General features: G+C 39.4%; 8 protein-coding genes. 3 read left to right on the plus strand and 5 right to left on the minus strand.

The window, feature by feature from the left end:
* Window positions 1–5 precede the first annotated feature (5 nt).
* On the plus strand, window positions 6–401 hold the full coding sequence (gene tssD / locus OQX64_RS05385; protein WP_029281978.1) for a type VI secretion system tube protein TssD: 396 nt from the start codon (window positions 6–8) through the stop codon (window positions 399–401).
* Between the two features lie 98 nt (window positions 402–499).
* Here the strand turns inward: tssD and OQX64_RS05390 are convergent, their stop codons facing one another.
* The gene (locus OQX64_RS05390; RefSeq protein ID WP_088302980.1) at window positions 500–952 is read right to left on the minus strand and encodes an Lrp/AsnC family transcriptional regulator; all 453 of its coding nucleotides are present in this window, start codon (window positions 950–952) and stop codon (window positions 500–502) included.
* A gap of 97 nt (window positions 953–1,049) precedes the next feature.
* On the opposite strand from OQX64_RS05390, the gene rocD reads away from it, so the two are divergent.
* The gene (rocD, locus tag OQX64_RS05395; RefSeq protein ID WP_322974925.1) at window positions 1,050–2,318 is read left to right on the plus strand and encodes an ornithine--oxo-acid transaminase; all 1,269 of its coding nucleotides are present in this window, start codon (window positions 1,050–1,052) and stop codon (window positions 2,316–2,318) included.
* A 2-nt stretch (window positions 2,319–2,320) separates the two neighbouring features.
* Window positions 2,321–3,277, plus strand: a complete 957-nt coding sequence (gene rocF, locus OQX64_RS05400) for an arginase (protein ID WP_265817948.1) — start codon at window positions 2,321–2,323, stop codon at window positions 3,275–3,277.
* A gap of 1,225 nt (window positions 3,278–4,502) precedes the next feature.
* Here rocF and OQX64_RS05405 read toward each other — a convergent pair.
* The 4 genes from OQX64_RS05405 to OQX64_RS05420 all read right to left on the minus strand — a co-directional run bounded on the left by OQX64_RS05405 (window position 4,503) and on the right by OQX64_RS05420 (window position 13,045).
* Window positions 4,503–5,603, minus strand: a complete 1,101-nt coding sequence (locus tag OQX64_RS05405; RefSeq protein ID WP_265817949.1) for a redoxin domain-containing protein — start codon at window positions 5,601–5,603, stop codon at window positions 4,503–4,505.
* 89 nt (window positions 5,604–5,692) lie between these two features.
* A complete protein-coding gene (locus OQX64_RS05410) occupies window positions 5,693–8,077 on the minus strand; it encodes a zinc-dependent metalloprotease (RefSeq protein ID WP_265817950.1) in 2,385 nt (794 codons plus the stop codon).
* A 177-nt stretch (window positions 8,078–8,254) separates the two neighbouring features.
* A complete protein-coding gene (locus OQX64_RS05415; RefSeq protein WP_265817951.1) occupies window positions 8,255–9,745 on the minus strand; it encodes a RagB/SusD family nutrient uptake outer membrane protein in 1,491 nt (496 codons plus the stop codon).
* Between the two features lie 9 nt (window positions 9,746–9,754).
* Entirely contained in the window at window positions 9,755–13,045 is a 3,291-nt protein-coding gene (locus OQX64_RS05420; RefSeq protein WP_265817952.1) for a SusC/RagA family TonB-linked outer membrane protein, read from the minus strand.
* Window positions 13,046–13,317 lie beyond the last annotated feature (272 nt).

Raw genomic sequence — 13,317 nt, forward strand, 5'->3', positions numbered from 1 at the left:
AACTTATGGCTTTCAAAGCTAGATTGAATTTTTCGGGCAAGGAGTACGATGTACTTCATTGCGCCTATGCGTTAAACCGCGATGTAGATGCTAAAGGAAGACCCTCTTCCGGAGTTTACGGCGGTACCATTGATATTGAGATCGAGTCAACTGAAGACACCTCCATTATCGAAGCGATGGTAAACAACCAGTACAAACCCATTACCGGAACCCTTCTGATTAAGAAAACAGAGGAAGATGCCAAAATGAAGGAAGTGGATTTTGAAGATGGCTACATTGTCAAGTATTCTGAAGGAATCAACATTGTGGGCGATCACCCGATGACGCTGAAATTCCAGATCTCAGCCAGAAAGCTGAAACTCGGAAACGCGGAGCATTTAAACGATTGGCCTAAAGCGTAAAAGAGGTAGAGGGTAAAAAGGTTAAAGGGATAAGGTTAATTAGATACCGGATGCCCAAGACCATGCTCTTCACCACACGCCAACCGCTAACAGCATAATCAGGTAATATTAACATTTCGCTTGAAGGCACATCCGAGCTCAATAATAGAATCTGTTTTTATAATTCCGGGAATTGAATCAATTTTATTATAAAGAACCTCGCGCATGTGCTCATGATTCCGGGCCACAATCTTTATGAAAAGTGTATATCTTCCGGTAATAAAATAACATTCAGTTACTTCCTCTACCTCGCGCAAAGCTTCAATTACCCTAGCTGAATCGTAATCTTTATCCAGCGTAAGGCCAGTAAAACTCCCCCAGTCAAAGCCCATTTTCTTCTCATTTAATACAGGCTTAACCCCACTCAAAACACCCCGTTGTAACAATCTCGAAAATCGTTGATGAACCATCGTATTGGAAACCCCAAGTGACAACGCTACCGTCGAGAATGCGATACGGCCATCTTTCTCCAGGCGTTTCAGTAGCTCGGTGTCAAATTTATCTAAAACCACTGTATTTAAGAATAAATGAAGTCAATTATAATTTATAATACACCAAAAATAAACAATAATAAGCTATTATTGACTGAAATAATTAATTATAATATTTTTGACCAATAAACTAACCAAATATATGATGTCGGAAATCAGCAAAGCATATATCGATAAAGAATTATTATTCGGGGCGCATAACTATCACCCCCTACCTGTTGTTTTAGAGAAAGGAAGTGGAATAAAGGTATGGGATGTTGAAGGGAACAGTTATTTAGATTTTTTATCCGCCTACTCTGCGGTCAACCAGGGGCATTGTCACCCAAAAATTATCGACGCATTAATCGACCAGGCCCGCAGGTTAACCCTGACCTCCAGGGCTTTTTATAATAATAAACTTGGCCATCTGGAAGAGCAATTATCGACAACTTTTGGGTTTGATAAAGTGTTATTAATGAACTCAGGCGCAGAAGCAGTAGAAACTGCGATTAAACTGTGCAGAAAGTGGGCCTATCAAAAAAAGAAAATCCCAGCCGGGAACGCAAAGATTGCATTTGCCTCCAATAACTTTCATGGCAGAACGATATCTATAATTTCAGGATCCAGTGACCGAAGTGCGAAGGATGGTTTTGGTCCATTTTTAGAGGGTATAGTGCAGGTTCCTTACAATAATATTGATGCCCTGGAAAGGATGCTACAGTCAGACCCTTACATTGCCGGTTTCCTGGTTGAACCTATACAGGGTGAAGCTGGTGTCATCATTCCAGATGATAGCTATCTTGCTAATGTCTCCAGGATATGCAAAAAGCACGGCGTGTTGTATATTGCGGATGAAATCCAGACCGGTATGGGCAGGACTGGTCGCTTAATGGCATCTTACGATGTTCAGACTTTGGAAAACAGACCTGATATGATCATCCTTGGCAAAGCACTTTCGGGGGGAGTTTTACCGGTGTCTGCCGTGCTTGCTGATGATGAAATTATGTTGACCATCAAAGCTGGTGAACATGGCTCAACCTTTGGCGGTAACCCCTTAGCAGCAGCGGTAGCCGAAGTTGCCTTGCAGGTCATCATAGATGAAAACATGCCCGCTAATGCGGCTTCAATGGGCGTTATCTTTCGGGATGGTTTGCAGGACATAGCGAAACGCAACAGCATGATTAAACAGGTTCGGGGCAAAGGACTTTTAAATGCAATTGAAATAGATTGCGATGAACATTCGACGATGGGATGGGAAATTTGTGTAAAACTAATGGAGGGCGGATTGCTGGCCAAACCTACTCAAGGTAACAAAATACGATTGGCGCCACCGTTAATTATTTCAAAAGAGGAAGTGCAAATTAGCCTTAAAATTATTGCTGAAGCATTAGAAAACTTTAAATCATAAAGATGGGAAAAGTTATAAAATTGATTAAAAACAGATCAGATATTGGTGCAGGAACACGTGGTTCAGATTTGGGGATTGATGCGATTGAGATTGCAGCAATAAATAAAGGCAGCGAATATTTTAGCCAATATGCATTTTTAGACGTCAAAACCCATAACGAGTCGATTTACAATAAAGACAGAAACGCTTTTGCGAAAAGGATTGCACAAGTGCTAGAACAATGTGAAAGAGTAGCCCAGGCCGTTTCAGTAACATTGATGGATAACGAGTTTCCAATTGTGCTGTCAGGCGATCACTCCTCTGCATTAGGCACCATCAGTGGCATCCGGATGGCAAAGCCTGAAGAAGATTTAGGCGTAGTCTGGATTGATGCACATGCAGATATTCATTCCCCATTTACCTCCCCATCCGGTAATATCCATGGGATGCCATTGGCAGCTGCACTTGGAATAGATAATAAAGAAAATCAGGTCAACAACCTCGAAGATGAAACCATTGAATTATGGAACCGAATGAAGGAAATTGGGATGAAGGAGAAAAAAATTGCTCCCGATAACCTGGTCTATTTTGGTGTAAGGGATATGGAGCAGGCAGAACTGGCACTGATAAAACAAAAATCTATAAGAAATTTTTCAGTTGAAGAGGTAAGGTATCTTGGCATTGAGCAATGTGTTCAGGAAGCATTAAACAGATTGAGCCATTGCAAGATTATCTATATCTCGTTTGATGTTGACAGTATGGACAGCGATAGAATATCGGATGGAACAGGTACACCCGTGCCTAAAGGTTTTGATATATCTGAGATTCTTGAGATAATGGATCGGATCCTGGCATCAAATAAGGTTATCTGCCTGGAAGTTGTAGAGGTAAATCCGTTACTGGACAGAAAAGGCAACAAAATGGCAGAGGCGGCATTTGAAATATTAGAACGGGCTACCAATCAGATCCTGGAAATTTAAGACCGATAAAACATTTTCACAACATGGCATAATATACTGTGATCTTTACGTTATGAAACTGAATATTTACTGTCGTTCCTGGAGAAAATGCTGATAGCTTTTTTACGATACCGTGCTCCATTTGCGTTGAAAAAATTGATATAGAGTTCATAAAGACCCATCCCAATTCCTATCTCTCTGTTTACCTGTTGCGCTGGAAGATTTCTTCTTTAACGTTGGGCGAATCTAAAGCGCTTTATGCTAAACTCGCTGAAAATATAAAGCAAAGTAGTTAACCAGATGAGAGCAAAGTTTTCCGGGTCTGGAAAAGATGTAGAAACAAATAAACTAAAGGATCTAGACCTGTAGGGCTTGAAAATTCCTCAACTTTTTACTTAAACTTTTTAGGCTAATTAAAAATTTCGACATCTGATTAAAAAAGTAAAAACGATGGCGCTCTTAGACGTTTAAATTAAGATTCTTTAGTTGGTTAATATCAACTGTGAGCTTTCGACTTATCGAAAGCCGGCGGTGAGAGCTTGGGCATTTTTATTACACTATGTTGAACGTCTTATAATCAATAATAATTGCGAACTGCAAAAAGCTGAATATTGGAGAGTCTTGGCATGCTTGCCCATCCAATTTCGTAGGCTTTAGAACTCCGATTTGAAAAGCCATCACGCTTTCCATTAACGGTAATTCTAACCCAAATCGGAACTAATCCATCTTTTGAATCCTTTTGACGGTTCAGTAAAAATAGGATTGATAGATCTTAATTTACTTTCATGAGATTTTGTTTAAAAATGAAACGACATGTTTTTAAACTGAAATCAAACTGATACAAGCCACCAGTGTCAATTCGGTAACCTAATTTCTGAAAAACGAATAGGTTACCAATTTACTTGATTTAGATTGAACTAACTTGCATTAAAATTCTTAAGAAGAAGAGGGGGAGTGTTAAAAAAAATGGTTTTCTAAGCTAAAAACCTCGTTTAAACAAAAAAAAACTCTTTTCAAGAGGCTTTTACTTCAAAACGTTGACCTGTTGGGTGGTCTCTGTAATCCCACTGGGATAATATGAGCATTAATTTAGGTAAGCGGTAAACAGTTGGATTGACGGTTTACCGCTTTTTTTATTGAAGTTATGAATCAAATTGATCCTACTGATTGAATTGTAAGACGCGTGTTGAAATTTTCACGGTCTGGCATTTTATTATATTTGAAAAGGGCTAAAATCTGAAGATTGTTATGGGAAAATTTCAGCTAATTTTTTTTGAAGTAAATCATCTCGAAGATTTTTTGCAATAATTATTCCCGATGGGGAGATCAAAAGATTACTGGGAATATATTTGATTCCATAGTAACTTGAAACAGCATTTTTGAATCCCTTTAAGTCAGACAGTTGAGTCCATGGCAGGCCATCTTTTTTTACCGCAGATTCCCAGTTCTCTTTATTACTATCGAGTGAGATGCCTATAATATCAAAATTCTTATTCTTATAGGCATTATAAGCTTTTAGAACGTTGGGGTTTTCTCCACGGCAAGGCGCGCACCAACTGGCCCAGAAATTAATTAGAACATATTTTCCCTTAAACTGGCTAAAAGAAACAGGTTTTCCTTCAATGTTGTTTAAACTGAATTGAATAGCGGCACTACCAATTGAACTTCTTTCCAGTTCTTTTATACGCTCATTAATTTTGTTTCCAATATTACGCTGACGCATTTCAGGAGATAATTTCACAAAAAGGTTTTTTACCTCAGCAACATTTCCATCCAATGCTTTCTGCATCAGAAAGTCAGCACCGACAAAGCTGTTTGGATGTTTAGCAATGTATTCATCTCTAAATTGTTGCTTTTTGGCAAGTAAATTATCTATCTTATGACTTAACTCCACGTTAGAACTATCTTCGGGTAATGATTCTAAAACGGTGTTTAGTACATCAATCTCTTTATTTAACGGGTCAAGCGATTTCTCAAAAAGCTCTAGTTCGTTTTGAGTGTTGCATCCCTGTATCGTGAGAGACTTTTCATCATTGACATTCATTTTCAGCATCATTTTTCCTTTTTCAATAAAAAAGAAAAATCTTAAGGAAGCTGAGTTGAATCTAACCCTTTCTGGCTCGGGGATATTTCCCGCCCAATGGAATTTGCCATTATTCACGAGGATTGAGTCACTTTGGGATCCCTTATTGGTATCATATTGAATCACAATTACGCTATCAGTCAAGCCGGTTATTTCTCCGTAGAGTTCAGTATTGCGAACATTTCTTTGTTCAAAAGAATATGCTACAAAACACAAGAGTGAAATGAATAAAAAAGCATATTTAAAATAGTTATTAGATTTCATAATTCTGTTATTAAGTTTTAAAACAATTTACAATTGGGGCGATTATTATGGCGCATCGCTAGATTTTTGAAAGATTTTCTGTTCGACCACTATTCCCGATGATCGCTAATGGATTTATCAATTAATTGCCGCTCAATTCTAGACAGAACATCCTTTAGGTGGATTATCGTCATGCTATCTTTTACTGCCGGCAGGGAAATCCTGATCTCTTTTGAAATGGATAAAAGATCTGCCTTTACAACGGAACAAATATCTGTCGTTTTAGGGTCTATTGCCTCTTCTAAGTTTTTCCAGTCCTCGATTCGTTCAAATGACTCCGATGACGCCAAACTGCGCTGCAAAATTTCAATCATATTCTGCACATATATTTTCTGCAAATTTCTACGGTAAACCGAGATACTTCCTTTTGAAGATAACTCGTTCCATATGCCTTCATGTAATTTGCTGAACATATTACTGATTTGAAAAGATTCACCGCCAACCGAAGCTGATCGCAATAGTTTCTTGAGCTTGGATTCGTTTAACAGATCATTCAATGCCCTGCGCTGAATAATTTCGATTACAGTTGTTGGCGCAATCCCTGTCAGCTTAAATATCCGATTGTCTAAAATCCATTCCGGTGTTGCAAATACCTGGTCATTTAGGAAATTCATTGCGCGCTGCTGTACGGAGGCAGGTACAATCTTATAGACTGCGTCAGGTCCTTTTTGCCCTTTGGTAAAATCATAACAGCCCCCAATGTTCTTCGAAACATGGCCGGTATATAAAATAAATTGATTCACTAATTCTTTGTAGATGGATTCCAAATCATTGGCACTTTCCGTTTCTGATTTAGTCCATCCGACTAAGTTTGGAAGTATTCGCTTTAAGTTTTCGATTCCAAAGGTGCTCGAAGCCATTGCATCGTCTCCAATATCCCCGCCTTGCATTCTCGGATCATCCTGATTTGATTCAGTTCCATAAAGAAAACGCTTATCGGCAATCTTCTTATCGATTAATTGATTTAAGATAGCTCCCTGCTGCTCCGGAGAACTAGGGTTTTGAATGATTTTATAACCCCACTCGATTGCCCACATATCATAGTCCGATACCCTGGGAATAAGACTGCTTACGTTAACACTATCCTCTGGTTGAGCCACATAATTGAAACGTGAATAATCCATTACCGAAGTAGAAAGGCTATTTTGGTTTAGCCATGTTTTATTCCGTAACTGCGCTGTAGAAATCGCTGTACTGGCTAAAAAATTGTGGGTTAAACCCAGGATATGGCCCACTTCATGTGCGCACATATACCTGACTAACCTACCCATTAAATCATCATCGAAATTCATCTTCCTCGCACGCGGGTCTATGGCTGAAGTCTGAATCATGTACATGTTATGTAACGCACTCATCACATTATGAGACCAATCGATATGCGCACTGATAATTTCTCCACTTCTCGGGTCTGTTATCACATTACCGCCGGCGTTACGTTCTGAAGAGGGTTTGTATTGTAAAACTGAATATCGCCCGTCATTAATATCCCAGTTGGGATCCTCCTCCTTCGATGGTGATTTCTTTCCGTATATAGCATTTTTAAATCCTGCTTTTTCGAAAGCAGGTTGCCAGTCATCAATTGCCTGAATAAAATACGGTACCCACCTTGAGGGGGTTGACGGGTCAATATAAATGATTATTGGCTTTTGCGGTTCAACTAACTTTCCTTTCCTAAATTCTTCAATGTCTTCTTTTTTAGGCTCTAGCCTCCATCTTAAAATTATAGAACGGTCTTTAATTCCTTGAGGATTGCTATCGAAATCTGTAAATGAGCGGCTAAAGTAACCTATGCGTTCATTACTGAAACGCATAGGCATGGGTTTCTCAGGTAATAGAAAAAAAGAGGTATTTAATTCAAAAGTTAAAGTTGGCTGGTCATCAGCTGTTGCATCAGCAAGTTGACTGTAAGTCTTAACTGTCTTAATCACGGTATTCATTGGAAAGGTCTCTATGCCTAAAAGATAAGACCGCTCGGCATGGTATGTACCGATCTTAAAATCCTTTCTTTGCGTACTACCAAAGAAAAACAGGTTATTGTCGTTATTAATTTCGTCGGTAATGTCTATTATTGAGCTTTTGCCCGCCGGGTTTGAATCATTGTAACATTGAGCAATAGGGAAGGACATGACTATAGGCGGCAAGTTGGAGTTCATCACATTTTCAAACATGTCCTGCTGCTCATTTATTGAACGTTCGTTGTAGAACATTTCTCGAATAAATATGTGCTGGTTTGGTCCTTTTTCGAGACGAACCACCGTTTCATTAATCTGATCGCCTGCGAAGCCGCGTATGGATTGGGCGCGTCTTTTCTCGGCAGAACCCTTTTTCAGGCGGCTATGTACCAGGATATCCCTTCCCAGAATGCTATCGGGTATGCCGAAGTATGTCTTATTTTGATTGGTATATACAGTGAACAATCCAACACGCTTCTTCATTGCGACACGATTAAACTGCAAAGGCTTTTCAGATAAAGAATCACTTGCAAATCCCGAATCAACTTGAGCGTTCTTCTTAATATTTTCATTTGATTGCGCAAATCCGCCAAACGAAATTAGGATGGATAGCAATAAAAATGATAAATAAGCTTTCATAAAATAAGTATATATAAACCTCTAGTACCCCGGATTCTGGTGACCCGGTAAATTCGGGCTTTTGTTAATCTCCTTTTCAGGTATTGGGAACAGGGAACCTGTGGTCTTCCAAACACCTCCTTTTTTAGCAGTAGCTTCAGGCATGACCTGGTCGGCAAGTTTCATCCTTTTCAGATCCATCCAGCGGTGCCCCCATTCTGAGAACAACTCAATGCGACGTTCATGCACAACCGAATTGAGAGCTTCAGGCTGGCTTAATGAAGACGAAAGCTGAGGTAACTGCTCATCTATTGGTTGAGTGGAGTCAGTTGCCCGGGCACGGATGAAGTTTAAATCCATTATACCGCCAGACAAATTATTTTGCATTATTTTTGCTTCTGCCCTGATCAGGTATTGCTCTGCTAAACGAAGCACCATAAAATATTCAATGGGTACATTATTGGTACGGCCGATCTTGTATTTATTAGGAAAATAATAAACTTTGCCAGATGAATTATCTTCAACCTTCCCAATCCAATTTGTTTTCCTTAGATCACCGTTATCAAAATCCTGAACCAATGCTTCATTTAAGTAAACCGGGTAATACGGATCATTGACGCTCGGGCCACTGTCTGGTAGGACATACATCTGACCTTCTCCGGTATTGGAATTAACGCCAATACCAACCGTTTGTAGTTGCCAAATGGTTTCCCGGCTGTTCTTTAAAAACACATTGTTAAGATTAACCAATTCATATTGGCTATTTTCTATAACCTTGCTTGACTCCATTTGCGCATTGGTGTAATCACCAGCATACAAATATGCCCTCGCCAATAGTGCAGCAGCGGCAAATTTATTTGGCCTAACCCTCTCTTCTGATCCAGCTGGATAAGGGCGTAAAACATCAGCGGTTAGGTAATTACTGCTCAACAGTTTTTCAGCATTTTTAAGGTCTTCAATAATTGCTTTATACACTTCTGAGACTGGAGTACGTCCCAACAATAAGTTTGTTTGGTAGTCTGTTTGAAGTGACAAGGGAACGTCGCCATAAAGGTTTATTAGATAAAAATAGAAGAAAGCCCGCAAAAAGTAACTTTCGCCAATCAGTTGATCTTTAACCTTTGCTGAAAGCGCTGTTGATTTGGTTAAGCCTTCAAGTGCTGAATTAACCTGATAAATGAGTGTATAGATGTTATACCAATGATTGTTATTCTGAGAAACACGAGGTGTCAGGTCATTCCTGTAATAGGAAAGCAGATCAGTGTTTCCCATATCGAATAAAGTCAGTTCATCTGCCGCGAGACCACAATGAAGAGATATATTGGATAATTTTGGTTGAAAAACCGCTAGGTTATCCTGGCTCAATCTGACATAAATACCGGTTAAAGCAGCTGACGCGGTCAGGTCATTTGTATACACATTACCTTGTGTGAGATTCGTAGTAGGGGGTGCAACTTCAACAAATTTTTTGCAGGAACTGAATGTCGAAAAGACTGCCCAAAGTAAGAATATAAGTGTTCGTGAAGTGTTCATATGAAAAGTTTAAAGCGTGATTTGAATGCCCATTGTGATTACCCTTAAAGGCGGCAAAATTGCATCTACAGAGGGCTGGTCTGGGTTCAACCCATGATATTTCGTAATCGTTAATAAGTTTTGACCTTGCAAATAAACCCTGGCAGAATTTAGTTTATTGATGATTTTTTTTGGAATAACATAGTTGATGGATACATTTTTAAGCCTGATGAAAGAAGCATCTTGCCAAATGCCATCGGATGAATAAAATGAATCACTCGCCTGGTATAAATCATTTGTAAAGTCGGCACCTACTCTCTGCCTCAAAGCCACATCACCTGGTTGGCGCCACCTATTAAGAATGTTGATATCGGAATTCACCGGACCGCTTCCCGGAGACAGCGTTCCAAGATATTCCGGACCACGCTGCTTGGTAAATTGCACAAAAAACGAAATTGAAAAATTTTTAAAGTCAAACGAATTATTGATGCCCCCATAAAATGTTGGTGCAGGATTCATTATTATTCTTTGAGAATCAAAGGCGGATGGTGAGGAAGTTCGTTCACCATTATTCTTCAAAAATTCGTATAATCCGGTCTGTAGATTAATACCCATGTAACGGTATACAGCAGAACCACCAACGGGTTGTCCAATAACCAGTAAGTTATAATCTGATGAAGTTGCCAGACCTGGATAAGCCAGGAGTTTGTTTCTTGCCACTGAAAAATTCAGACCAGTAGACCAGGTTAATCCATCTTTTATAATGTTTTTTGTATCAATAGAAAAATCAATGCCTCGGTTCATAACAGTAGCTGGAAGATTTCTTAACACACTCTCAAAGCCAGTTACAATTGGAAGTTGATAATCCAGCAACTGGTTGGAAGAAAGATTTCTGTAGTAATTTACACTCATTAAGAAACGGTCTTTGAAAAAGCCTAAATTTAGCTCTGCCGAAAACTTCCTGCTTTCTTCCCACTGAAGTAGTGTGTTTGGCAGATTACTCGCCTGTAAACCCAATGAATTTTGGTAAGGCCGTTCAGGCGTCTGGTTCTCGTACAAAGACATGTACCTGTAATCTCCGATTTGGTCGTTACCTGTTGTTCCAAAACTTCCCCTCAATTTTCCGAAACTCAAAAAGGGTAAATTTTCTTTAACCACTTCATAATCTGAAAATATCCATGCAGCGCCTATAGCAGCAAAATTATTCCACCGGTTATCTGGGCCAAAACGGGAGCTTCCGTCTCTTCTTGCCGAAAGATTTACTATATATCTATCTTTCAAATTAAAATTTAGGCTTCCAAAAACAGCATTGTATGCCTGTACGGCATTATAAGGATTAACAATATATGTATATGGCGCCGCCGATATGTTGTACATTAATTGATCGGTTGCAAATCCATAACCAGCGTTTGTAATCCTGCTAGAGATTTGCTTGTTGAAGGTAGTACCTAATAAAGCACTAATTTTTATTGAATTGATTTGTTTTGAATAGTTTAACTGAGGCTCTATTATCCACGAATTAACGGATCCGGATGAAGACTTATTAAATCTCATGATGTTTGTCCGGTTTTCTGGTCGCTCAGATTCAAGGTATCTTAGCCTAACCTCGTTTGATTCCAGTTTGTTAAAACCGAAACTGCTTTTCAATTCCAGATCATCAATAATCCTGTAGGAGACCGTACCATTGGCTAAAAGGTTAGCAGTTTGAATCGTGTAAGGTGAATAAAGGTAACTCAAAGGGTTTTGCCAGGTTGAAACACCGCTTGCCGTAGGTTCCCAGTTCAATTTACCATTAACATCATAGAGACCGGGAGCATTTGGTGGGAGTTCGAGGGCGGTTTTGATCATGTCGTTACTACCGATAAACATTTTGTTTTTATCGCTAAGGTAGCTGCCTGAAAAAGCAATTTTGAACCGCCTGTCTACAGACTGGTGGTTTATCGATGTATGAAAGGAAGTCTTCAAATCGGCAAAATCACCTTGCAGAACACTGGTTTCCCGATGAAAATTGCCTCCAATTCTAAATTGGGTTTGATCGTTTCCGCCGGAAACTGAACCTTGCAAATCAGTATAGATTGATGTATTTCCAACCAACACCTTTTGCCAATCTGTAAAACGTTTAGGGTCCCAAAGCAATACATCATAATCACCCCTGTCCAATGAAGGAGATATTGCACTGTTTTTAAAGGCTTCAGACCGCAGGTTTAAATATTGATCTGTATTTAGCACATCTAGCCTTTTTGATAATTCACCGAAACCATTCTGGAGATTAAAATCAATATTCGTCTTACCTGCTTTCCCTCGCTTGGTCGTAATCAGAATTGCACCGTTAGCAGCTCTGGATCCATAAATTGATGTAGCATCCGCATCCTTAAGGACGCTTATACTTTCGATGTCATTTGGATTGATAAAATTTAAAGGATTACCGGAACCATCAGTGGCCCTTACACCACCTGAACCGCCAACAAGAAATTCATCGGTTTGTAAGCTTTGGGAAATGTAAGGTATTCCATCAATAACATAAAAAGGGTCATTTCCATTACTGATACTATTTTGTCCCTGAATCCTAACTTTAACTCCGCTGCCTGCGTATCCGGAAGACTGTGAAATGACTAAGCCCGGCACCCGGCCTTGCAAAGCGAGTAGAGGATTGCTTACAGGCTGTTTTTCGATTTCTTCTGATTTGATAGTGGCAACGGATCCAGTTGAAAGCCGGCTGGTGGTCGTTCCATAACCTATAACCTGAACCTCATCTAATTTTGCACTACTTTGTCGTAACCGAATGATACCTAATTCATTTTTGGCATTTATCTCTGTAACTGCATAGCCTATGAAAGAAATTACCAAGATCGAATTTTCGTCGAGCCCGCTCAGGTAAAATTCTCCTTTATTATCTGTTACAGTTGATTTACCGCTTCCCTTTACTTTTATATTCACGCCGGAAATTGGATTGTTATCATTCCCCACCACCTTCCCGTGGACGTCAATTTGCAATTGCCTGATTATGGGTTTAATAATAGAGGCTTCTTCCTTTTTTTTAATGATAATCGTTTTGTCTCTGATAACGAAATCCAATGTAAGGCCTTTTATAGCAGCCTGCATCACCTCGCTAATGGTTGCATTTTTAACGTGAACGGAGATTTGTGCATCACCCTGAATGGTTTTACTGTCATAGTAGAAATCGTAGCCACTCTGCTTTCTAATCTCTTTTAAGACATTTTGCAGCGTTACATTTTCACGGTGTAGCGTAATCCGCTGGCCAAATGTTGCTGCACTGACCTGCATTAGAGCAGCAATAAGTATGACGGTGGTTAATCGCATAACTAGCCAGATTTTATGGTATAACCAATGCGTTATACCCGGTTTGTTGGTATAAATTTTATACATTTACGTTTAGTTTGGTTCAAGCAGTTTGCCAGCGTCCTGAGAAAATGTCGGCATCCTGCGGTAAGCAGTTGATAATATTTTAATTGTTCAAACACAGACCAGAGCTGCTTCAGTTCTGGTTTGCTTTTTATAGGTTAATTTTCCTGTCGTTGTAACTTTGTCATGTCGGGTACATTAATTGATTGTCTTTGATTTATTTATTGGTC

Source organism: Pedobacter sp. GR22-10 (genome assembly GCF_026239715.1).
Taxonomy (GTDB): Bacteria; Bacteroidota; Bacteroidia; order Sphingobacteriales; family Sphingobacteriaceae; genus Pedobacter.

What these genes read in the sequence shown, in the direction of transcription:
- tssD (WP_029281978.1), top strand. Translation starts at nt 6, where the DNA reads ATGGCTTTCAAAGCTAGATTGAATTTTTCGGGCAAGGAGTACGATGTA.
- OQX64_RS05415 (WP_265817951.1), bottom strand. Translation starts at nt 9,745, where the DNA reads ATGAACACTTCACGAACACTTATATTCTTACTTTGGGCAGTCTTTTCG.
- OQX64_RS05420 (WP_265817952.1), bottom strand. Translation starts at nt 13,045, where the DNA reads ATGCGATTAACCACCGTCATACTTATTGCTGCTCTAATGCAGGTCAGT.
- rocF (WP_265817948.1), top strand. Translation starts at nt 2,321, where the DNA reads ATGGGAAAAGTTATAAAATTGATTAAAAACAGATCAGATATTGGTGCA.
- OQX64_RS05405 (WP_265817949.1), bottom strand. Translation starts at nt 5,603, where the DNA reads ATGAAATCTAATAACTATTTTAAATATGCTTTTTTATTCATTTCACTC.
- OQX64_RS05410 (WP_265817950.1), bottom strand. Translation starts at nt 8,077, where the DNA reads ATGAAGAAGCGTGTTGGATTGTTCACTGTATATACCAATCAAAATAAG.